The sequence below is a fragment of the Spiroplasma endosymbiont of Polydrusus cervinus genome (genome assembly GCF_964019755.1).
Lineage (GTDB): Bacteria > Bacillota_I > Bacilli_A > Mycoplasmatales > Mycoplasmataceae > Spiroplasma.
In genome coordinates this window covers 598,552-619,756 of record NZ_OZ026469.1, presented here as the reverse complement: position 1 = coordinate 619,756, position 21,205 = coordinate 598,552, and the positions used below count along the sequence as shown (strand labels likewise).

At 27.6% G+C, this 21,205-nt stretch carries 28 protein-coding genes, 3 rRNA genes and 5 pseudogenes; 29 read left to right on the top strand and 7 right to left on the bottom strand.

Annotation, left to right across the window (positions count from 1 at the left end; all coding sequences use genetic code 4):
• Window positions 1-54 precede the first annotated feature (54 nt).
• From AACK78_RS03940 to AACK78_RS03880, 14 genes and pseudogenes are all read left to right on the top strand, one after another.
• The gene (locus AACK78_RS03940) at window positions 55-249 is read left to right on the top strand and encodes a hypothetical protein (protein ID WP_338954479.1); all 195 of its coding nucleotides are present in this window, start codon (window positions 55-57) and stop codon (window positions 247-249) included.
• Window positions 250-258: 9 nt separating this feature from the next.
• Entirely contained in the window at window positions 259-597 is a 339-nt protein-coding gene (locus AACK78_RS03935; RefSeq protein WP_338954477.1) for an HNH endonuclease, read from the top strand.
• A gap of 92 nt (window positions 598-689) precedes the next feature.
• On the top strand, window positions 690-812 hold the full coding sequence (locus tag AACK78_RS03930; RefSeq protein WP_338954475.1) for a hypothetical protein: 123 nt from the start codon (window positions 690-692) through the stop codon (window positions 810-812).
• Between the two features lie 69 nt (window positions 813-881).
• Window positions 882-1,064: a hypothetical protein gene (locus tag AACK78_RS03925; RefSeq protein WP_338954473.1), complete on the top strand. Its 183-nt coding sequence runs from the start codon at window positions 882-884 to the stop codon at window positions 1,062-1,064.
• On the top strand, window positions 1,057-1,203 hold the full coding sequence (locus AACK78_RS03920) for a hypothetical protein (RefSeq protein WP_338954471.1): 147 nt from the start codon (window positions 1,057-1,059) through the stop codon (window positions 1,201-1,203). The genes AACK78_RS03925 and AACK78_RS03920 overlap by 8 nt, the downstream gene beginning before the upstream one ends.
• 70 nt (window positions 1,204-1,273) lie before the next feature.
• Window positions 1,274-1,741: a hypothetical protein gene (locus tag AACK78_RS03915; protein ID WP_338954469.1), complete on the top strand. Its 468-nt coding sequence runs from the start codon at window positions 1,274-1,276 to the stop codon at window positions 1,739-1,741.
• Between the two features lie 52 nt (window positions 1,742-1,793).
• Window positions 1,794-1,961: a hypothetical protein gene (locus tag AACK78_RS03910; RefSeq protein ID WP_338954467.1), complete on the top strand. Its 168-nt coding sequence runs from the start codon at window positions 1,794-1,796 to the stop codon at window positions 1,959-1,961.
• 23 nt (window positions 1,962-1,984) lie between these two features.
• A complete protein-coding gene (locus AACK78_RS03905) occupies window positions 1,985-2,449 on the top strand; it encodes a hypothetical protein (protein WP_338954465.1) in 465 nt (154 codons plus the stop codon).
• 286 nt (window positions 2,450-2,735) lie between these two features.
• Window positions 2,736-2,885, top strand: coding sequence for a hypothetical protein (locus AACK78_RS03900; protein ID WP_338954462.1), 150 nt, complete (start codon window positions 2,736-2,738; stop codon window positions 2,883-2,885).
• Complete coding sequence (locus AACK78_RS03895) at window positions 2,854-3,192, top strand: hypothetical protein (protein WP_338954460.1); 339 nt, start codon at window positions 2,854-2,856, stop codon at window positions 3,190-3,192. The genes AACK78_RS03900 and AACK78_RS03895 overlap by 32 nt, the downstream gene beginning before the upstream one ends.
• 219 nt (window positions 3,193-3,411) lie before the next feature.
• Entirely contained in the window at window positions 3,412-3,738 is a 327-nt protein-coding gene (locus AACK78_RS03890; protein ID WP_338954458.1) for a hypothetical protein, read from the top strand.
• 70 nt (window positions 3,739-3,808) lie between these two features.
• Window positions 3,809-4,072 carry a transposase family protein gene (locus AACK78_RS03885; RefSeq protein ID WP_338954456.1) on the top strand — a complete coding sequence of 88 codons (264 nt, stop codon included), beginning with the start codon at window positions 3,809-3,811 and terminating at the stop codon, window positions 4,070-4,072.
• Window positions 4,039-4,311 (top strand): annotated as a pseudogene (locus AACK78_RS07535) (hypothetical protein); the annotation flags it as partial. The gene AACK78_RS03885 and the pseudogene AACK78_RS07535, both read left to right, overlap by 34 nt.
• 21 nt (window positions 4,312-4,332) lie before the next feature.
• Complete coding sequence (locus tag AACK78_RS03880) at window positions 4,333-4,929, top strand: DDE-type integrase/transposase/recombinase (protein WP_338954454.1); 597 nt, start codon at window positions 4,333-4,335, stop codon at window positions 4,927-4,929.
• A gap of 41 nt (window positions 4,930-4,970) precedes the next feature.
• On the opposite strand, the pseudogene AACK78_RS03875 reads toward AACK78_RS03880, so the two are convergent.
• Window positions 4,971-5,228 (bottom strand): annotated as a pseudogene (locus AACK78_RS03875) (helix-turn-helix domain-containing protein); the annotation flags it as partial.
• A 36-nt stretch (window positions 5,229-5,264) separates the two neighbouring features.
• Between AACK78_RS03875 and AACK78_RS03870 the strand changes: the two are divergent.
• Window positions 5,265-5,378, top strand: coding sequence for a lipoprotein (locus tag AACK78_RS03870; protein WP_338954450.1), 114 nt, complete (start codon window positions 5,265-5,267; stop codon window positions 5,376-5,378).
• Window positions 5,379-5,930: 552 nt separating this feature from the next.
• Here the strand turns inward: AACK78_RS03870 and AACK78_RS03865 are convergent.
• Both AACK78_RS03865 and AACK78_RS03860 read right to left on the bottom strand, forming a co-directional pair.
• The gene (locus AACK78_RS03865; protein ID WP_338954448.1) at window positions 5,931-6,179 is read right to left on the bottom strand and encodes a hypothetical protein; all 249 of its coding nucleotides are present in this window, start codon (window positions 6,177-6,179) and stop codon (window positions 5,931-5,933) included.
• 38 nt (window positions 6,180-6,217) lie between these two features.
• Window positions 6,218-6,568: a nitroreductase family protein gene (locus AACK78_RS03860; RefSeq protein WP_338954446.1), complete on the bottom strand. Its 351-nt coding sequence runs from the start codon at window positions 6,566-6,568 to the stop codon at window positions 6,218-6,220.
• A gap of 400 nt (window positions 6,569-6,968) precedes the next feature.
• On the opposite strand from AACK78_RS03860, the gene AACK78_RS03855 reads away from it, so the two are divergent.
• The 11 genes and pseudogenes from AACK78_RS03855 to AACK78_RS03785 all read left to right on the top strand — a co-directional run bounded on the left by AACK78_RS03855 (window position 6,969) and on the right by AACK78_RS03785 (window position 18,711).
• Window positions 6,969-8,490 (top strand): 16S ribosomal RNA (locus tag AACK78_RS03855).
• A gap of 273 nt (window positions 8,491-8,763) precedes the next feature.
• Window positions 8,764-11,678, top strand: a 23S ribosomal RNA gene (locus AACK78_RS03850).
• Window positions 11,679-11,749: 71 nt separating this feature from the next.
• Window positions 11,750-11,856, top strand: a 5S ribosomal RNA gene (rrf, locus tag AACK78_RS03845).
• Together the 16S, 23S and 5S rRNA genes form the textbook arrangement of a ribosomal RNA operon.
• A 351-nt stretch (window positions 11,857-12,207) precedes the next feature.
• Window positions 12,208-12,348, top strand: coding sequence for a hypothetical protein (locus AACK78_RS03840; protein WP_338954444.1), 141 nt, complete (start codon window positions 12,208-12,210; stop codon window positions 12,346-12,348).
• 538 nt (window positions 12,349-12,886) lie between these two features.
• A complete protein-coding gene (locus tag AACK78_RS03835) occupies window positions 12,887-13,051 on the top strand; it encodes a hypothetical protein (protein WP_338954442.1) in 165 nt (54 codons plus the stop codon).
• Between the two features lie 412 nt (window positions 13,052-13,463).
• Window positions 13,464-13,679 (top strand): hypothetical protein, encoded by a 216-nt coding sequence (locus AACK78_RS03830; protein ID WP_338954440.1) that lies wholly within the window; start codon window positions 13,464-13,466, stop codon window positions 13,677-13,679.
• 312 nt (window positions 13,680-13,991) lie between these two features.
• On the top strand, window positions 13,992-15,011 hold the full coding sequence (locus tag AACK78_RS03825) for a hypothetical protein (RefSeq protein WP_338954438.1): 1,020 nt from the start codon (window positions 13,992-13,994) through the stop codon (window positions 15,009-15,011).
• A gap of 386 nt (window positions 15,012-15,397) precedes the next feature.
• Window positions 15,398-15,862, top strand: a complete 465-nt coding sequence (locus AACK78_RS03820; protein WP_338954436.1) for a hypothetical protein — start codon at window positions 15,398-15,400, stop codon at window positions 15,860-15,862.
• A 432-nt stretch (window positions 15,863-16,294) separates the two neighbouring features.
• Window positions 16,295-17,276, top strand: a pseudogene (locus AACK78_RS07530) (IS30 family transposase).
• 209 nt (window positions 17,277-17,485) lie between these two features.
• Window positions 17,486-18,331, top strand: coding sequence for a hypothetical protein (locus tag AACK78_RS03790; RefSeq protein ID WP_338954425.1), 846 nt, complete (start codon window positions 17,486-17,488; stop codon window positions 18,329-18,331).
• A 20-nt stretch (window positions 18,332-18,351) separates the two neighbouring features.
• Window positions 18,352-18,711: a lipoprotein gene (locus tag AACK78_RS03785; RefSeq protein ID WP_338954423.1), complete on the top strand. Its 360-nt coding sequence runs from the start codon at window positions 18,352-18,354 to the stop codon at window positions 18,709-18,711.
• Window positions 18,712-18,822: 111 nt separating this feature from the next.
• Here the strand turns inward: AACK78_RS03785 and AACK78_RS03780 are convergent, their stop codons facing one another.
• Window positions 18,823-19,005 carry a hypothetical protein gene (locus tag AACK78_RS03780; RefSeq protein ID WP_338954422.1) on the bottom strand — a complete coding sequence of 61 codons (183 nt, stop codon included), beginning with the start codon at window positions 19,003-19,005 and terminating at the stop codon, window positions 18,823-18,825.
• A 121-nt stretch (window positions 19,006-19,126) separates the two neighbouring features.
• On the opposite strand from AACK78_RS03780, the gene AACK78_RS03775 reads away from it, so the two are divergent.
• The 3 genes and pseudogenes from AACK78_RS03775 (at window position 19,127) to AACK78_RS03770 (ending at window position 20,247) form a co-directional block, all read left to right on the top strand.
• On the top strand, window positions 19,127-19,390 hold the full coding sequence (locus tag AACK78_RS03775) for a transposase family protein (RefSeq protein ID WP_338954390.1): 264 nt from the start codon (window positions 19,127-19,129) through the stop codon (window positions 19,388-19,390).
• Window positions 19,357-19,629 (top strand): annotated as a pseudogene (locus AACK78_RS07525) (hypothetical protein); the annotation flags it as partial. The gene AACK78_RS03775 and the pseudogene AACK78_RS07525, both read left to right, overlap by 34 nt.
• A gap of 21 nt (window positions 19,630-19,650) precedes the next feature.
• Window positions 19,651-20,247, top strand: a complete 597-nt coding sequence (locus AACK78_RS03770) for a DDE-type integrase/transposase/recombinase (RefSeq protein WP_338954420.1) — start codon at window positions 19,651-19,653, stop codon at window positions 20,245-20,247.
• Window positions 20,248-20,256: 9 nt separating this feature from the next.
• Here the strand turns inward: AACK78_RS03770 and AACK78_RS03765 are convergent, their stop codons facing one another.
• The 3 genes and pseudogenes from AACK78_RS03765 to AACK78_RS03760 all read right to left on the bottom strand — a co-directional run bounded on the left by AACK78_RS03765 (window position 20,257) and on the right by AACK78_RS03760 (window position 21,173).
• The gene (locus AACK78_RS03765; protein WP_338954418.1) at window positions 20,257-20,649 is read right to left on the bottom strand and encodes a DDE-type integrase/transposase/recombinase; all 393 of its coding nucleotides are present in this window, start codon (window positions 20,647-20,649) and stop codon (window positions 20,257-20,259) included.
• A gap of 21 nt (window positions 20,650-20,670) precedes the next feature.
• Window positions 20,671-20,736: pseudogene (locus AACK78_RS07520) on the bottom strand (hypothetical protein); the annotation flags it as partial.
• 173 nt (window positions 20,737-20,909) lie between these two features.
• On the bottom strand, window positions 20,910-21,173 hold the full coding sequence (locus AACK78_RS03760) for a transposase family protein (protein WP_338954390.1): 264 nt from the start codon (window positions 21,171-21,173) through the stop codon (window positions 20,910-20,912).
• Window positions 21,174-21,205: the final 32 nt, after the last annotated feature.

Genomic DNA, 21,205 nt, shown 5'->3' with positions numbered 1-21,205 from the left:
TGGGGATATGGCTCTTAAAACTGTTTTATCTGCCTTATTAAAAAATGAGGAATTATGAATATTGAAATGCAAGAAGCATGTAAATATGATCAAACAGTTATTAATGATGACAACAATATAAATTATATTGACAATCAACAACTTATTAGCATTGAATCAAACAACAATATTAATAATGAAAATGAAAATGAAAAAAATAACAATTTTGATGAAAATGCTTTAATTAATGATGATTTAACATTAGAATAATAATTTTTAATGAATACTAAATATAAAACTCGTCCAATTCGTAATAAATTTTATCATACTACTGAATGAAAAAAAGTAAGAGATTATTACTTCACTTTAAAAATGAGTATGTGTGAAAGGTGTAAAAAAGATAAGGGTTATTTAAATAAAGGAATAATAGTTCATCATAAAAAATATATAAAAGATCAAGATTTTATTAATTGAAATAAAGAAATATTACTATCAATAAATAATTTAGAGTTATTATGTTTAGCATGTCACAATAAAGAACATATTCGTGAAAAATCATTTAAAGATAATACTGAAATTAATTTAGAAACTGGTGAATACATCATAAAGAAAAAATAATAATTCTAAAAAATATAAAAAAATTTAAATTAATTGATGGAGGTTATATTAAAAAGTTAAATAAAAAAATAATTAATAAATTAAATAAATTAATGCTTATAATTTATCCAGTGTCACTTGATGATATTACTTATGAAAATTGAGCAACTATAAAAAGAATTAGGAGGAAATATAATATGTCATATTGTATTAGTGATTACTTAAATGAAAAATAAATTAATAATAAAGCATTAAAAATTAGTAATAAAGATATTATTTATGCACAAATTGATAGTGATTATGATATGAGTTGAGAATTAAATTTATATCTTAAATTTGGTAATGAAGAAAGACATGTAGGTAATGTTTCATTGCCAACAGATTTTGACTTAAATTTAAAATGATATGAAATTGATGAGGTTAAAGGTTTAATAACTGATTATTTAGAAGATGAAGAAGCAGATTATGAGGTGATAAATTATGAATAATATGTGAAAAAATGAAAATTGTTATGTTTATAGCGAAGAAGATTTGTTTAATATAGCACTTGAAGAATGCCATTTAGAAGAAAGTGCATATGAATATATTGATAATTTAATTATGGATATGAATTTGGAGGAAATTTAATTATGGCAAATTTAAAGTTAAATAATCAAATTAAAAACAAATAAAAAAAATATAAAAAATCGAGGTTAATATGATAAAAAGAATTTATTTAAATCAAAATTTAATTTTACAAGAAATAAATAATAATAATCACATTTTAATAAATAAGCAAAAAGATTATGTTGTTTGAGATAAAAATTATTTAGGTTTATCAAGTTATCAAAATTATTTTAGTTTAAAAATTGATGAAAATAAAAAATATGTAGTCCATAGTAGTGTTAATAATAAAAATGGTAATATTATGGGAAAAAATTTAATTTTATATTTTGAAAAATTAAAAAAAGAAAATAAAAATAATTTTAATTCACATAATAAAAATGATGCTAATAATGATTTACTAAATGAATATAACAATCATTATGAAAATACTAAACTCCAACAAAAAGAATTAATATCAGAAGAATTAAAAAAATTACTAAAAGATTTAGAAAATATTGATAATCATAATTATTGAGATAATGGTTTTTATTTAGGATACAACAAATGTGATAAAAAATAAAAAACAATTTAAGAATTAATATAATTGTTAAAAATATAGGAGAAAAAATAAAATGAAAAAAATAAATAAAGAAATGTTAGATAAAATAACGGAGTATATAATTAATTCTGATTTTGATAATTTAAAAAATATAATATATAAATTACATATAAAAGGTAATTTTTCTAAAGAAACTGAGCAAATGTTATATAATATAATTGATGAGTTGAAAAATAATTAATAAATATAAAGGAAAAAATAATAATGTCATATAACCCTAAATCACTATATTTTGAAAATTTATTATATAGTATTGAAAATGAAATTAATAATTATGAAGATAATTATATTTTAAATGTAGATAAATATAAAATTTTTGAATATTTATTAAATAAATATAAAACAGAACCCATTAATTTATTTGTTGATAATTGGTATTCAGAGAAATATGAAGAGAAAAAAATAGTTCCAATTCCTTTTAATGTAATTTCAAATTCAAACACATATAAATATATTGCAACAATGATAAAAATTTATATACCATATTATGGTAATTCAAATTTAATTAAAGTACACCTTAACATTAACGTGTTATTAAATTGTGAATATGAAATTAAAATAACTAATAATGAAATTTCTTTTGTTGTTGAATTAAAAGAAGATAATATAGGTTATTGTAATGATAAAATTAATGAAATTAAAGATAATTTTAAATTTTATACAGAATAATTAAATGATGAAATTAATTTATATAACAATTCTTTAGAAAATTATATAAAAGATAATTTTAATAATAAAAAAGAAAAAATTAAACAAAAAGTAGATTTTTTAAAAAATTTAATTGTTCCATTAAAAAAAATAGAAGATAACAATACATTTTCAGTATCTCCAATAAAAAAAATAAAAAATATCAATTCAATTACCAGATATTAAAAATAACTTTAATTTAGATCCAATAATTTCTGAAGATCTTTATTTACAAATATTAGGTGTAATTTATGAATTTGGAAAAAGAATGGAAGAGTATCAAAATATTTATCGTAATAAAAACGAAGAAACAATTAGAGATTATATTTTATTAATACTTTCTTTAAATTTTAAAGTATCTGTAATGGCTGAAGCATTTAATAGAAATGGAAAAAACAGATATATTACTAAAATATAATAATGAAAATATATTTATAGCTGAATGTAAAATTTGACATGGAAAAAAACAATTATTTTTTGCGATTAATCAATTACAAAGTTATTTAACATGAAGAGATACAAAATCAGCGTTGATTATTTTTGTAAAAGATAAAAATATATCATTAATTATAGAAAAAATTAATTCCACAATAATTGAACATCCACAATTTATAAAAAAATATAAATGATTAAATAATTATGATATTATTTATGAGTTTTCATTTGAGCAAGATAATAAAAAGAGCTTTCAATTAGCAATTTTGTTTTATCATTTAGTAGATTAAAAAAATATATAATTTTTAATTATTTAATTTGACAAACAATTTAATTGACGTTATTATGTCAGTGATTTTTAAATATATAATTATATTTTTATTTTACCCCTCTATTGTACCTTATTTTAAAGGTATTTTGGGCTACCGAGGGATAGGGGCACGTGCACACAAAAGGTAAAAATTTTGTGGTGTGATGAAGTAAATTATATAAAATAAGGGGTTTTATTAATGGAAAGTAAGACAAATAATAAAAACTTGATAAAAAATAACCCAAAAATAAATAAAAATAATACGATTTTAAACGAAAATGAACTAAATTTAAAAGGAGAAAAAGAAATAAACAATTTTTTTAAAGATTATAAAAAAATATTGATTAATAATAATGTTAAATTAGATAAATCAAAAATTAATTTTCTTAAAAAATTTTGTAAAATTGAATGATTAATTGATGATATGGACAAAAAAATTCGTCAATTAGATAATTATTATATTGATGTTGAAAATATTCGTGGTAATAAAAGACAAGAAAAAAATCCAATTTTGCCAGAATTTTAATAGACTGCACCCAAAAAAGTAAGTAAAGAAAAAAAGTCTTTGCTAAACTTTAAAGGAGGTGTATTTTTATATGGCAAGAAAAGGACAAAAATTTAATAAATATACAGCATATTTTCGAAAAATGATAGTACACGAGGTTAAAAATAATAGTATAAGTTTTATTGCAAAAAAATATCAAATTAATAAAAAAACTGTTGCTTCATGGTATGAAAATTTTAAGAAAGGAATTTTAAACACCAATAAAGGTCCAAAAGAATCATTTGAAAAAAGAGATTTAAACTATTACAAAGTTAGGTATGAATTACTAAAAAAGCTTCATGACTTTTACAATTAAATAAAAGAAAAATTGTATCTTTTATCAAAGAAAACATTAATAAATATCCACTAAATTTATTACTTGATATAACAGATTTAAAGCGTAGTTATTGAGATAAATATAAAAATTATTCAAGTAATGGTAAGGATAGCGAATCATTAAAAAATATTGTAAAAGTCTATGAAGAAAATTTAAAACAATTTGGTTATCGTCGAATTACCAAATATTTAAAAGAAGATTATGGCATTGTTTATAATGCTAAGAAAGTATTGCGAATTATGAAAGAAAATAATATTCAAGCTGAATATGTAAAGCGTATGCGTAGAAAAATATTAATAAAACAAAATAGAAATAAAAATATAATTAAATATCCTGATTTAGTAAATCGTAATTTTAATGATATTAAAGAAAGATTTTCAATTTTATTTACTGATGTAACTTATTTAATTTGAAATGGTAAAAAACATTATCAATCAACAATACTTGATGGATATACTAAAGAAATTATTGATGTAAAATGATCAAAATTTAATAATAACAAACTTGTAATTGATAATTTAAATGATGCAATTAATAAAATTAAAAAAATAAAAAAAGATTTAAATAAAATAACAATTCATTCAGATCACGGATATCAATATATATCTAAAGATTATAATAGTAAATGTTTAGATAACAAAATTATAATTTCAATGGGTAAAAATTATCATTGTGCAGACAACATTATTATTGAGAGTTTTCATTCATTACTTAAAAAAGGAACAATCCATAATAAAAATTATAAATCTCATAATGAATATATTAATGATGTTAAAAAATGAAATAAATGATATTCAAACCAAAAAGAAAAATATATAATAAATGAAAGTTTGTAAACCTTTTTATTAATACTTACTAAACGGGGTGCAGTCTATTAATCTTGTGAATTTAACATTGAATATTTACGACATTGTTTTTTATTTTTATCATGTATTTTTTGTGCTTTTGCAGCATTATAATCATTAATATTATCAAACATATTTAACTCTTGCCAAATAGTTCTATAATCTCTATTCATTTGCTTAGCAATTTTTCGAATATTAATTGTTCCATTTTTCTTTTTAAATAATTCATTATCTTTTAATTTTTCCAAATTTACTCTTTCATTAAAATCTAATCTTTCATATTTTTTCATACTTTACCTCCTAAAATATTTAAAATGTTATAATTATTGCACATAAATTATAACATTTTAAATATTTTAGGAGCAATCGGATTAAAAGCAACAAGTACAACATCATTAATTAGTTGCGAAAAACCAAATAATAGTGAAAACGGCGAGTAATAAACCAGAACCCAAACCACAACAATCACCAGTTGGAAGTAATTGAAAGTTAATTGAAGATTGTAAATTACGCGGGATAATTTACACTTTACAATCCTAAAATTGAAAACACAACAGCGGCGATTAAGGCATAACCAAAGTTAATGCCAAGCGTTGCAAGTAGAATAAAACTTTTTTTCTTTAAGTATCATATATAGCCATTATATTCTGTTTGTAAATGGGTATATTTGGTAATAATTTGAAAACCAATCTCAGCCTGCCAAGGGGTTAATTCTTTAGTAATATTTAGTTTTCGTAAGGGGTTTTTAACAAGGATTCAATTTGTAATGAACAGTGCTAAAATGATAACAATTAGAATTCCAAAGAATATTTGCGATAAATCACTATTATTTAACTGTCATTGTTTTTTATATCATATTAACGGAATTGTGATGCTAACTTGGATTAGTAGAAAAAGGATATTAGTAAGTAAACTAATAATTCAAAATTTTTTTAAAGATGTTTTCATTATGTTATTAAACTATTTTTCGTAAAATTTTTATTAATTAAATTTTAAAAAATAGTGACAAATTCATCTTCCGCAATCCGTAAGCGGGGAAAACTAGTTCCTGTGACTTTATCATCATAATATCCAAATAACATTCCTAAAGCTAAATGTCATTTTGTTGGGTCAACAATTTGATGTTCACTAAAGAAAGAACTAGTTTCAATTCGTGTAATCGCTCCCATAATACTTGATCCAATTTTTAAAACAGCAGCTTGTAAAGTCATAAAACTGGCAACGATATGTGCTTTATTCATCAGCAAACATATCTGGGCTCGGATAACTTTTTAAATAATTACTCATTCCATGTACATTTGTTTTTAATGTTTCCCCAGTAAAAATGCGACCTAATCGATTTGTCAAAAATTCGTCTAAAGTTAAATAATCTCCATTTGCTCCTAAATAATAACGCTAAAACAGGGGCATCTTTTACTTTTTGTTGATTACCTGGCATAAAACATTTTAATGCTGCTTGTTCTTTCAGCTTTTGATCTTTAATAATAACTTTGACTGGTTCTAATCCATTTGAACTAGGAGCTAAAGTTCCTGTTGCTAAAATTGTTTTTAAATCAGCTTCATTAACTGTTTTTATTTTATCATAAATTTTAATTGCTTTCCGAAATTGCACTGTTCCTTGAACACTCACGATTTTTCCTCCGTTCTTTCTTTTTTATTTATAAATTTATTATACGCTAATAAAATGTGTATACTGTAAAAATAAATCATAAAAAGTTAATAAAATTATAACAAATTAAAAATAAAAATATTAATATTTTTACCAAAAACACTTGCAAAAAGATGAGGATTTTATATACTTATAAAGGTGTCAGTTGATAACAAGTTATTACTTACTTAAATTAAAAACAATACTAAAAATATGAAAAAAAGTAAAAAAAGTTATTGACAATAATCGCATAATTTTGTATAATTTAGAAGGTGTTTTGCTGACACAACAACGATCTTTGAAAACTAAACATAACAACAAAAGATAATCATTTATTCAATGAATATCCGTCATTAAAGTTAGGAACAAAAACAATATTTTTTTTAATGAGAGTTTGATCCTGGCTCAGGATGAACGCTGGCGGCATGCCTAATACATGCAAGTTGAACGGGGTGCTTGCACCCAGTGGCGAACGGGTGAGTAACACGTATCTAATCTACCCATTAGCGGGGGATAACAGTTGGAAACGACTGCTAATACCGCATACGACATTTTCTGGCATCAGAGAATGTTAAAAGGTCCGTTTGGACCACTAATGGATGAGGATGCGGCCGTATTAGTTAGTTGGTGGGGTAATGGTCTACCAAGACAATGATACGTAGCCGAACTGAGAGGTTGATCGGCCACATCGGGACTGAGACACGGCCCGAACTCCTACGGGAGGCAGCAGTAGGGAATTTTTCACAATGGGCGAAAGCCTGATGGAGCAATGCCGCGTGACTGAAGACGGTCTTCGGATTGTAAAGGTCTGTTGTAAGGGAAGAACAGTAAGTATAGGAAATGATATTTATTTGACGGTACTTTACCAGAAAGCCACGGCTAACTATGTGCCAGCAGCCGCGGTAATACATAGGTGGCAAGCGTTATCCGGATTTATTGGGCGTAAAGCGTGCGCAGACGGTTTAACAAGTTTGGGGTCAAATACTGGAGCTCAACTCCAGTTCGCCTTGAAAACTGTTAAACTAGAGTGTAGGAGAGGTCAATGGAATTCCATGTGTAGCGGTGAAATGCGTAGATATATGGAGGAACACCAGTGGCGAAGGCGATTGACTGGCCTATCACTGACGTTTAGGCACGAAAGCGTAGGGAGCAAATAGGATTAGATACCCTAGTAGTCTATGCCGTAAACGATGAGTACTAAGTGTCGGACTAAGTTCGGTGCTGCAGCTAACGCATTAAGTACTCCGCCTGAGTAGTATGCTCGCAAGAGTGAAACTCAAAGGAATTGACGGGGACCCGCACAAGCGGTGGAGCATGTGGTTTAATTCGAAGCAACGCGAAGAACCTTACCAAGGCTTGACATCCAGTGCAAAGCTGTAGAAATACAAGTGGAGGTTAACATTGAGACAGGTGGTGCATGGTTGTCGTCAGCTCGTGCCGTGAGGTGTTTGGTTAAGTCCAGTAACGAGCGCAACCCTTACCGTTAGTTACTCCATTAAGTTGAGATACTCTAATGGGACTGCTAGTGTAAGCTAGAGGAAGGTGGGGATGACGTCAAATCAGCATGCCCCTTATGTCTTGGGCTACACACGTGCTACAATGGTCGGTACAAACAGTTGCGATCTCGCAAGAGGGAGCTAATCTGAAAAAGTCGATCTCAGTTCGGATTGAGGGCTGCAACTCGCCCTCATGAAGTCGGAATCGCTAGTAATCGCGAATCAGCAATGTCGCGGTGAATACGTTCTCGGGTCTTGTACACACCGCCCGTCACACCATGAGAGTTGATAATACCAGAAGTCGGTATTCTAACCGCAAGGAGGAAGCCGCCCAAGGTAGGATTAATGATTAGGGTGAAGTCGTAACAAGGTATCCGTACGAGAACGTGCGGATGGATCACCTCCTTTCTATGGAATTAATACTTTATAGTAATTAATTAGTTTTAATGACCGTTATGTTTAGTTTTCAGAGATTAGTTCTCTGACAATAACAAAAAATGTTATTGCAAATTGTTCTTTGAAAACTGGATAATAGACATCTTGTTATTTTAATCATGTTATTAAAATAACAATAATTCAAAATTTTATTTATTTTTTAAAAATAACTAAAATTTCACAGTTATATTTGTAAATGATTCTCAAAAAAACTGATTTAAAATCAGGTCAAATAATTTATAAAACTTTGAAGTTACAAAGGGCGTATGGTGAATGCCTTGGGAATAGGAGACGATGAAGGACGTGACTACCTGCGATAAGGTTCGGGGAGCTGGAAGTAAGCTTTGATCCGGACATGTCCGAATGGGGAAACCTGGTGAGATTAATCTCTCATCATCCTAATAATGAATAAATAGTTATAGTGAAGGTATACCTAGGGAATTGAAACATCTTAGTACCTAGAGGAAAAGAAAGCGAATGCGATTCTCTTAGTAGCGGCGAGCGAACGGGGAACAGCCCAAACCAGATTTATCTGGGGTTGTAGGACCATGTTAGTAGAGTTACAAAACTTATTTATAGTAGAAATGGTTGGGAAACCATACCACAGAGGGTGATAGTCCCGTATACGAAATAGACAAGACTCGAAATGGAATCCTGAGTACGGCGAGACACGTGAAATCTTGTCGGAATCAACGCGGACCACCGCGTAAGGCTAAATACTACCTATTCACCGATAGTGAACCAGTACCGTGAGGGAAAGGTGAAAAGCACCCCGGGAGGGGAGTGAAATAGTACCTGAAACCATATGCCTACAAGAAGTCGGAGCTCGTTAATGGGTGACGGCGTGCTTTTTGTAGAATGAGCCGGCGAGTTATGATAGCATGCAAGGTTAAGTAGAAAATACGGAGCCGTAGTGAAAGCGAGCCTTAATAGGGCGTTTAGTATGTTGTCATAGACCCGAAACCAGGTGATCTAGCCATGAGCAGGTTGAAGTTGAGGTAAAACTTAATGGAGGACCGAACCGACGTTCGTTGAAAAGACCGCGGATGACTTGTGGCTAGGGGTGAAATTCCAATCGAACCTGGAGATAGCTGGTTCTCCCCGATATAGCTTTAGGGCTAGTGTCGAGGTTAGCAAGTTGGAGGTAGAGCACTAAATGTATGATGGCCCCACCTAGGGGTACTGAATTCAATTAAACTCCGAATGCCAATTTTGTATACTCGGCAGTCAGTACATGGGTGATAAGGTCCATGCACGTAAGGGAAACAGCCCAGATCATCAGCTAAGGTCCCAAAATTTATGCTAAGTGTGTAAGGATGTGAAGTCGCTTAGACAGCTAGGAGGTTGGCTTAGAAGCAGCCACCCTTTAAAGAGTGCGTAACAGCTCACTAGTCGAGTAACTTTGCGCCGAAAATGTACCGGGGCTAAGCATAATACCGAAGCTATGGGTTTTGTATATTTATATACAGGGCGGTAGGGGAGCGTTCTAACAGGGATGAAGGTAGACCGTGAGGACTGCTGGACTGGTTAGAAGTGAGAATGCCGGCATGAGTAACGTTTGAGGGTGAGAATCCCTCATGCCGTTTGACCAAGGTTTCCTGGGCAAGGTTCGTCCACCCAGGGTTAGTCAGGACCTAAGGCCAGGCCGAAAGGCGTAGTCGATGGACAACAGGTTGATATTCCTGTACCACCATATAGAGCGATGGAGTGACGGAGAAGGATAGTATATCCCGGTTATTGGATTCCGGGTTAAGCACAAAGAGGGTAAGGTTGGCAAATCCGCCTTGCATAACCTTGAAGTGTTATGGGGAGCGAACGGCTCGCCTAGTAGCGAAGTATATGACTCCATGCTTCCAAGAAAAGCTTCTAGCACTATTTATATGGTGCCTGTACCTAGAACGAACACACGTGGTCAAGGAGAGAATCCTAAGGCAAGCGAGATAACTGTAGCTAAGGAACTCTGCAAAATAACCCCGTAAGTTAGCGAGAAGGGGTGTTCATAGAAATATGAGCCGCAGTGAAGAGGAAGGGGCAACTGTTTAGCAAAAACACAGCTCTCTGCAAAGTCGTAAGACGACGTATAGGGGGTGACGCCTGCCCAGTGCTGGAAGGTTAAGGGGATTAGTTAGCATTTAGCGAAGCTTTGAACCGAAGCCCCAGTGAACGGCGGCCGTAACTATAACGGTCCTAAGGTAGCGAAATTCCTTGTCAGGTAAGTTCTGACCTGCACGAAAGGCGTAATGATCCCTTCGCTGTCTCGGCTGCAGACTCGGTGAAATTTTAGTACCTGTGAAGATGCAGGTTACCCGCAACTAGACGGAAAGACCCCATGGAGCTTTACTATAGCTTGATATTGGGTTTTGATATAGCATGTATAGGATAGGTGGGAGACTTTGAAGCAGTAATGCTAGTTATTGTGGAGTCATCCTTGGAATACCACCCTTGTTATGTCGGAATCCTAACCTAGATCTGTAAGCCAGATCAGAAACAGTGTCAGGTGGGTAGTTTGACTGGGGCGGTCGCCTCCTAAAATGTAACGGAGGCGCCCAAAGGTACCCTCAGTATGGTCGGAAATCATACATAGAGCGCAAAGGTAGAAGGGTGCTTGACTGTGAGACTTACAAGTCGAACAGGAGCGAAAGCTGGGCTTAGTGATCCGGCGGTCCCGTGTGGAAGGGCCGTCGCTCAACGGATAAAAGTTACCCTGGGGATAACAGGCTGATCTCCCCCAAGAGTTCACATCGACGGGGAGGTTTGGCACCTCGATGTCGGCTCATCGCATCCTGGAGCTGAAGTTGGTTCCAAGGGTTGGGCTGTTCGCCCATTAAAGCGGTACGCGAGCTGGGTTCAGAACGTCGTGAGACAGTTTGGTCCCTATCTGTTGTGGGCGTAGGAAATTTGAAGAGATCTGTCCCTAGTACGAGAGGACCGGGATTGACACACCTCTGGTGCTCCAGTTGTCACGCCAGTGGCACAGCTGGGTAGCTATGTGTGGAAATGATAATCGCTGAAGGCATCTAAGCGAGAAGCATACTTTAAGATGAGATTTCCCATCTTTTATGGAGTAAGACCCCTTGAAGACGACAAGGTTGATAGGTTGGGTGTGTAAGCACGGTGACGTGTTCAGCTAACCAATACTAATAGGTCGAGGACTTCAAAAAAGCGAGAGCTTATTTACAAATTTTAGATAGTTTATTATCTAGTTTTGAGCGGATAATTTCCCTCAGATAAATCTGGTGCTTATGGCATAGTGGACACACCCGTTCCCATCCCGAACACGGCAGTTAAGCACTATTACGCCAACGATAGTCGCAAGGTGAAAATAGGGCAGTGCCAGGTTAAAAAGGTTTCGACCTTTTTAATTTATAATTTATCATATTTACATGATGGATGGTGTAAATTATAGCACACTAAAAATAATTTATTAAATTTTATCTGTAAATTGTAAATACTAAATCATAAAAAGTTAACTAAATTAATAGTTAACTTTTTATGATTTAGTATTTACAATTTACAAAAAAAATAAAAATAAAGGAGAAAAATATTATGTAAGAATATAAAAGTAAATATATTAATAAAACTTGAAATGAAATAACAACATTATTTGATTGAGTTAATTGTCAACCTGTTGATTGTCGTATTTCACATCATAAAAAGCATTATGATTTTCAATGTTTAGAATGAGCAAAAATGTATTTAAATTTATTTGAAGATAAATTAGATGTTATTAATTCATATATGCAACATTATAAAATTAATGATATTTTAGATTTGGCTGCGGATGGTTGAAGAATATTACAAATTGAGAAAAAAATAAACCAGATAAATTAAAATATATTATTGCAATTGACCCCGCCGGAATTGGATAAACTGGTGTTATTATTTATAATGTTTTGTAAAATAAAATAATTAATAATATTACTTTTAATTCTAAAAACGAAGAAGAAGCAATAAATAATATGTATTTAATATTAAATGAATTTAAAAATAAAATTTGTTCTTATTTAAATAAAGTTATTGTAATAATTGAAGATTATTAACTTCATAAGGGTTTAAAAATAACAAACCCAATATCTACTCCTAAATTCATTGGTGGTTTAAAAGTTTTATGTAAATATCTATTTAATTTAAAATATGTTTTACAATCACCAGTCATTAAGAAAAATTATATATATAAAGGAAATATTAAAATCACAGAACATGAATATGATGCTTGGAAACATTTGCAATATTTTTTAAAAAAGAAGGATAAATAATAACTATAACAGAATTAATAAAATTTGACAAACTTAAAGAAGGAAATGAAACTCTTAAAAAAGAACTTGCCGAAAAAGAACAAGAAATTAATAGTTTTAAACAACAAATAGATATGGCACATTATTTTAATCAAAATTTAGATAGTAAAATTGAAGAATTAAAACAACAAATATTATTTAAAGAAGATTTTCTTATTGTTCTTGATTTAAAGAATATGTATAGGGGTTATATTTCGAAAGAAAAATATGACAAATTACCTAGTAAGGATGTGAAATAATGTCCCAAACTAAAAGTAATTTATCTAAAAAATAAATAGCTAATAAACCTAAAATTAAAAATAAAAGAGTTAATAAATTAGAATTAACTGTTAGATTACATGAAAATCCTATTAAAACAAAAATTAAGGCTCTGGTTGCCAGTGGTGTTGAAGTTGATGCTTGTTGTTCGGCGAAATGTCAGTGAGACGGATTAAATTACTCAACATTATCAATATATAACCCATCTATTTTAACTAATTTTTTGAAATTAAGAAAAGATGATGAGATAAAAATTAAAGGCTCAGTATTTAATCATTTAAATATAAAAACTAAACGATATTTTTTATCTTTTCGCGTTGATAGTTTTGAAATTATACAAAAGGCAATTAGAAAAAGAACAAATACAAATATTAAAAAATAGGAGGAAAAACAATGGCATTAAAAAATGTAAAATATGTTCTTATAAATGAAAATAATGAACCAATTAAAAATGAAGATAATAGTTTTGATATTAAAACACCAGAAGTTATTTTAGAAAACACTGCCGAATTTGGAGAATTTAATGCAAGTAATTTAGAAAATAGCAATCAACAAATCAACGAACTACAAACAAAAAATACTGAATTAATTTCACAATTAGAACAATAAACACTGCAATTAAAACAAATTGAAGTCATTTAGACTGCGCCCTGTTTATTAATACTTACTAAACAGGGCGCAGTCTAAATGACTTTATTAATTATTTAACTGATAATGAAGAATTTAAAAATGTCTTGTTAAAATCTTATGATATTAATGATGATATTGGAGCTATTAAAACACACTTACAAAGTGTTTATGATGAATTAATTAAAGTACAAACCATTAATACTGGTGGTGTGTACCAAAAGTAGAAAATAAAGAAACCAATATTTTAGATACAGACAATGTATTTAATAAATAAGAAAGAAGGAGATAATTATGGCACAAAATCCACAAAGAATATTTGGTGATATTGCTAACAAAGCAACACAAAAAGAGTGCGAAGCATTTGACCAATGATATTTACAAACTTATCAACAAAAATTTAGTTGAGAAGCATTATTTGCATGAAAAGAAGCAAATAAGTTTGGTTTAATATATAAAAGAAAGAAAAATATTAAATATAATCAAGGTTTAGGAAAAGATGGACAAGTATTTAATACTGATGATAACCTATTAAAATATTCAACAGTGGAATTTGAAGATGGGATTGTTGAATTAGATAAAATTTTAATTTTTACTCGTAAATTAGACCCTGTAGAAAGTGAATTTAACCCTAATCTTTGGGCTGCTGATATAGAACAAGCAATGGATACAGAAGCTGCTTATAAACGCAATAAAATTTTAGAAATTATTAATAAAGGAACAGTTACAACTATTCAAGGGCAAAAAGCGGATTATACAAATGCTTTACAAATTTATGATGAAATTATGGATAAAATATATGAAAATGGTTTTACCCCATCAGAAACAGTTGCTTTAGGTTCCGCTGATTTTATTCGTGGAATTCGTAATAAATTACAGTTGCAACTTGGAGCAAATGACCAAATAAATAGTGTAATTGCAAGGAGCGGAGCAATGAAAACTGTTGAAGGAACAACATATTATATGGTTCCTAAAAAATTACCAATTATTAATAAAGATGGTTTAGAAGGAACAATCAGACTATTACCAGATGGTGTTAATGCAATTGCTTTTAAGTTTAGTAAAAAATATGATCCCCGTATCTTACGCAAAAAAGACCATATTCCGTTAAGAGTTGGTGCTGCTGCATTAGGTACTGGTATGGGTAATACTTTGATTATGGAAAGAGTTTTATATTTAGGTGGAGCTGTAGTTGAACCTAAGGGAATTATTAAACATATTGTTACAAAAATTGATATTAGTAAAATTAATAAATTAGATAAACCAACTATTCATGTTGCAGACCCAGCAAGACCCCAACAGCAGAACAATTAAAATTACAATTTAAAGATGTTGTTTTAAAGCAGTTAGAGCAATTTATAGTTCTTTAACTGAAAGTGATTTTTTTTACTTTATTGAAAGTAAGGGCGAAGACTGACCAATAGATATTACAAATGATAAAACTATTTCAGTTCAAATTGAGGGTAAAAACAATGCTACTGGTCAAAAAAATGCAATTGATGTTAAAATTAAAAAGCCTTAATTACTAAAAAATAGTACTTTTTCGTTTTAAAAATGTCAATCGGAACATCTAAAACAGCTCTTATTTATGCTGTTAAAAAAAACCAACTAGATTATCGATTCAGCAACAAGAAAAAAATTTTGGTTTACAATTATTAGAATTTTTAGGAATTCAATTTTTAGACCTTGGTTTATCAGTTTTGACTGGTGGTATTGCTTCGGCTGTTGGTTTTGGTGGGGGATTATCAAATTTTGCGGCAGATTTTATTTCGTTTGGAGTAGAAATAACAACCGATTTTTCCGTAAATCAAATATATGATAGTTTAACCTCAGAAGTAACAGCAACAAGTACAACTTTAAATTTATTATCAGCAATTGGTGGTGTTGGTAAATTAACGCGTGCTGCTCGAACAACGAGAATTTTAAAATTAGCCAAAGAAACTAAATTATTTGAAAAATTAGGGGTAAGAACTGCTAATAACTTAGAAGATGTTGTAAGGCAATTTACAGGTAAAAATATTTTATCTGATAAATTAATATTTTATTTTACAAAACAAGCTAATAATGAAACTTTATTACATACAATTGGTAAATTAGCCCGCAATGATTTTTACAAAGGTTTTAAAGGTTCTAACATAAACAAAATTAATGTTTGTAAATTGTAAATATCAAATCATAAAAAGTTAACTATTAATTTAGTTAACTTTTTTAAGTTAACTTTTTAAGTTAATTATAGGAGGTTGAAATTATGCAAATAAAGAAATATTTAATTTTGCGGTCGTTAGTGAAAAAGTATGGTAAAGATATTGTTATTAATACTGTCAATAAGATTGCAAATGATATTGAAATTAAAAAGTAAAGAATAAATTATCCTGCGTAATTTACAATCTTAAATTAACTTTCAATTACTTCCAACTGGTGGTTGTTGTGGTTTGGGTTCTGGTTTATTACTCGCCGTTTTCACTATTATTTGGTTTTTCGCAACTAATTAATGATGTTGTACGTCTTGCTGTTAATCCGACTGCTCCTAAAATATTTAAAATGCTATAATTATTGCACATAAATTATAACATTTTAAATATTTTAGGAGGTAAAGTGTGAAAAAATATGAAAGATTAGATTTTAATGAAAGAGTAAATTTGGAAAAATTAAAAGATAATGAATTATTTAAAAAAATGGAACAATTAATATTCGAAAAATTGCTAAGCAAATGAATAGAGATTATAGAACTATTTGGCAAGAGTTAAATATGTTTGATAATATTAATGATTATAATGCTGCAAAAGCACAAAAAATACATGATAAAAATAAAAAACAATGTCGTAAATATTCAATGTTAAATTCACAAGAATTAAGTCACTTTTCTAATGAATATAATAATTTTGGTCGTTCGCCACAAAATATTATTACTTCGTATGAATTACAATATAATGTAAAATTTGGTGTATGTTTAAAACAATGTATAAATATATTAAATTAGGTTATTTTAATTTAAAAAAAGAAATGTTATATATTAAAAATAAAAAAAGAAAAACAAAAAATGGGGAACAAAATGATAATCGTGGAAAATTACTTAATATTAGAGATTATAAGCAATTTTTAAATGATTATGGAAATGATTTAAGTTTTAGTGGAATTTGATAAATGGATACTCTTGATTGTGGTAATTTTTATTTGTTAGTTTTAGTAAATCGTAAATCAAAAATACTTTTTTATCATATTTTATTTAGTAAAAAGGCAAGTATTGTATTAACAATTTTAATGAAAATGATTAAATAAATTGGTATTAGTAAATTTAGTTGTATTTTAACCGATAGCGGAAAAGAATTTTATAGATGAAAAACAATAGAAAAACACTTTAAAATAAGAGTTTATTTTTGTGATCCTGGTAAACTTCGTCAGAAAGCATTAGTAGAAAGAATAAATAGAGATATAAGGCGTTGATTGGCTCAAAATGAGCCATTAATTAATATTCGTAGTAGATTAAAATCTATTTTAGATATATTAAATACCACAATTAGACCTTGCTTGGAAAATTTTACATCAAGAAAATATTTTAAAAAAATTTTTTTAAATTAAATTAGTGTTTGTTAAGATTAGTAAAATTTATTTTTTTGTTGTGTTTAATTTTATAATTTTAAAAATAAATATTAAAAACAATATTTTTAATTTAATATTTTTTGTGATTATTGTTTTTTATTTTTAATTTGTTATAATTTTATTAGCTTTTTATGATTTAGTTTTACATTATACAATCATAGAAATTGAAAAAAGGGAGAAATATAAGTATGAAAAAATTACTAAGTTTATTAAGCATATTAACAATTAGTGGAACTGGTGTGCCAATAATGATTGCTGATATCCCTTATCAAAAAAATACTATTAAAGATTTATCTGAATTAAATTGAACAGGTTTAAATATAAATAAAAATAAAAGAGACACAAAAAACAATCAAACTAAACATATATTTAAAACTAATGGAGCTGACAGACCAACTGAAAAACAAATCAAAAATAAAGTAAAAGAATTAAATCCTCAATTAAATATTAATAACATTAATGTTACAAAAATTACTGAAAATAGCGCGGTAATCACTGTAACTGGTTTTAGTAATCAAAAAACAATTAATTTTACAGTTGATAAATCTATGCCCCTAAATAAAATAATTATAAAAACCGATTTGGGTCAATTAAAATATAAATTAAAAGATGAAAATATATCAGTTTTAGAAATAGAAATAATAACTAAATTAAAAAAATTAAATCCACAGATAGATATTTATAAAGTTAATATTAAAGACATTACTAATAATGGTGTAACTATTTTTTCAAGTGATCCAATCGTTTATACTGGTGAAGTAAACATAACATTTAAAATTTTTGAGTTTATTAGACTAAATAAAATTATTACTCAAACTAATTTAGGTGAATTTATAACTAATAATTTATCTAATCCATCTGAACAACAAATCAAAGATAAACTAAAAGAAATCTATTCCGACTTAGATATCACAAAAATCAAAGTTGAGAATATTACTAACAGCAGTGCAATAATCACTTCCGCTGATAAAACTGTTTATACTAAAAATGTAAATGTTAATTATACTGTTTCAGCAGAATCACTTAATTGATAATAAAAAAAGGAAATAATTAGATGAAAAATATATTAAGTCTTTTAGCAACAATCACTTTAATCGGAACAAGTACAACAAGTTTAGTTGCTTGTAATAAAAAATATACAGAAAAAAATAATGATTATAAAGAATGAAAATCAATAAATGTAAGACAAGATTTTTTTATTAAAGACTATGATAAAAAAACATATTTATTAATTTCAAATAATTTTTTAAGTCCAAATAATAGTTGAAAAGGACGTGTTATTAATAAAAATACAATAGATTTAAGTAAATTAATGTTAGAACCTGATTGAAAAGTTTATTTATGGTCAGATGAAAAAAAAGCGCCATTTATTCCTAATATAAATAGTACAAATGGTGAAATAATTGATAAATAAAAAGTGCTAAATATAGACTGCACTAGACTGCACCCAAAAAAGTAAGTAAAGAAAAAAAAGTCTTTGCTAAACTTAGACTGCACCCTGTTTAGTAAGTATTAATAAAAAGGTTTACAAACTTTCATTTATTATATATTTTTCTTTTTGGTTTGAATATCATTTATTTCATTTTTTAACATCATTAATATATTCATTATGAGATTTATAATTTTTATTATGGATTGTTCCTTTTTTAAGTAATGAATGAAAACTTTCAATAATAATGTTGTCTGTACAATGATAATTTTTACCCATTGAAATTATAATTTTGTTATCTAAACATTTACTATTGTAATCTTTAGATATTAGACTGCACCCAAAAGAGTAAGTAAAGAAAAAAAGTCTTTGCTAAACTTTAAAGGAGGTGTATTTTTATATGGCAAGAAAAGGACAAAAATTTAATAAATATACAGCATATTTTCGAAAAATGATAGTACAAGAGGTTAAAAATAATAGTATAAGTTTTATTGCAAAAAAATATCAAATTAATAAAAAAACTGTTGCTTCATGGTATGAAAATTTTAAGAAAGGAATTTTAAACACCAATAAAGGTCCAAAAGAATCATTTGAAAAAAGAGATTTAAACTATTACAAAGTTAGGTATGAATTACTAAAAAAGCTTCATGACTTTTACAATTAAATAAAAGAAAAATTGTATCTTTTATCAAAGAAAACATTAATAAATATCCACTAAATTTATTACTTGATATAACAGATTTAAAGCGTAGTTATTGAGATAAATATAAAAATTATTCAAATAATGGTAAGGATAGCGAATCATTAAAAAATATTGTAAAAGTCTATGAAGAAAATTTAAAACAATTTGGTTATCGTCGAATTACCAAATATTTAAAAGAAGATTATGGCATTGTTTATAATGCTAAGAAAGTATTGCGAATTATGAAAGAAAATAATATTCAAGCTGAATATGTAAAGCGTATGCGTAGAAAAATATTAATAAAACAAAATAGAAATAAAAATATAATTAAATATCCTGATTTAGTAAATCGTAATTTTAATGATATTAAAGAAAGATTTTCAATTTTATTTACTGATGTAACTTATTTAATTTGAAATGGTAAAAAACATTATCAATCAACAATACTTGATGGATATACTAAAGAAATTATTGATGTAAAATGATCAAAATTTAATAATAACAAACTTGTACTTGATAATTTAAATGATGCAATTAATAAAATTAAAAAAATAAAAAAAGATTTAAATAAAATAATAATTCATTCAGATCACGGATATCAATATACATCTAAAGATTACAATAGTAAATGTTTAGATAACAAAATTATAATTTCAATGGGTAAAAATTATCATTGTGCAGACAACATTATTATTGAAAGTTTTCATTCATTACTTAAAAAAGGAACAATCCATAATAAAAATTATAAATCTCATAATGAATATATTAATGATGTTAAAAAATGAAATAAATGATATTCAAACCAAAAAGAAAAATATATAATAAATGAAAGTTTGTAAACCTTTTTATTAATACTTACTAAACAGGGTGCAGTCTATATATTGATATCCGTGATCTGAATGAATTATTGTTTTATTTAGATCTTTTTTTATTTTTTTAATTTTATTAATTGCATCATTTAAATTATCAAGTACAAGTTTGTTATTATTAAATTTTGATCATTTTACATCAATAATTTCTTTAGTATATCCATCAAGTATTGTTGATTGATAATGTTTTTTACCATTTCAAATTAAATAAGTTACATCAGTAAATAAAATTGAAAATCTTTCTTTAATATCATTAAAATTACGATTTACTAAATCAGGATATTTAATTATATTTTTATTTCTATTTTGTTTTATTAATATTTTTCTACGCATACGCTTTACATATTCAGCTTGAATATTATTTTCTTTCATAATTCGCAATACTTTCTTAGCATTATAAACAATGCCATAATCTTCTTTTAAATATTTGGTAATTCGACGATAACCAAATTGTTTTAAATTTTCTTCATAGACTTTTACAATATTTTTTAATGATTCGCTATCCTTACCATTATTTGAATAATTTTTATATTTATCTCAATAACTACGCTTTAAATCTGTTATATCAAGTAATAAATTTAGTGGATATTTATTAATGTTTTCTTTGATAAAAGATACAATTTTTCTTTTATTTAATTGTAAAAGTCATGAAGCTTTTTTAGTAATTCATACCTAACTTTGTAATAGTTTAAATCTCTTTTTTCAAATGATTCTTTTGGACCTTTATTGGTGTTTAAAATTCCTTTCTTAAAATTTTCATACCATGAAGCAACAGTTTTTTTATTAATTTGATATTTTTTTGCAATAAAACTTATACTATTATTTTTAACCTCTTGTACTATCATTTTTCGAAAATATGCTGTATATTTATTAAATTTTTGTCCTTTTCTTGCCATATAAAAATACACCTCCTTTAAAGTTTAGCAAA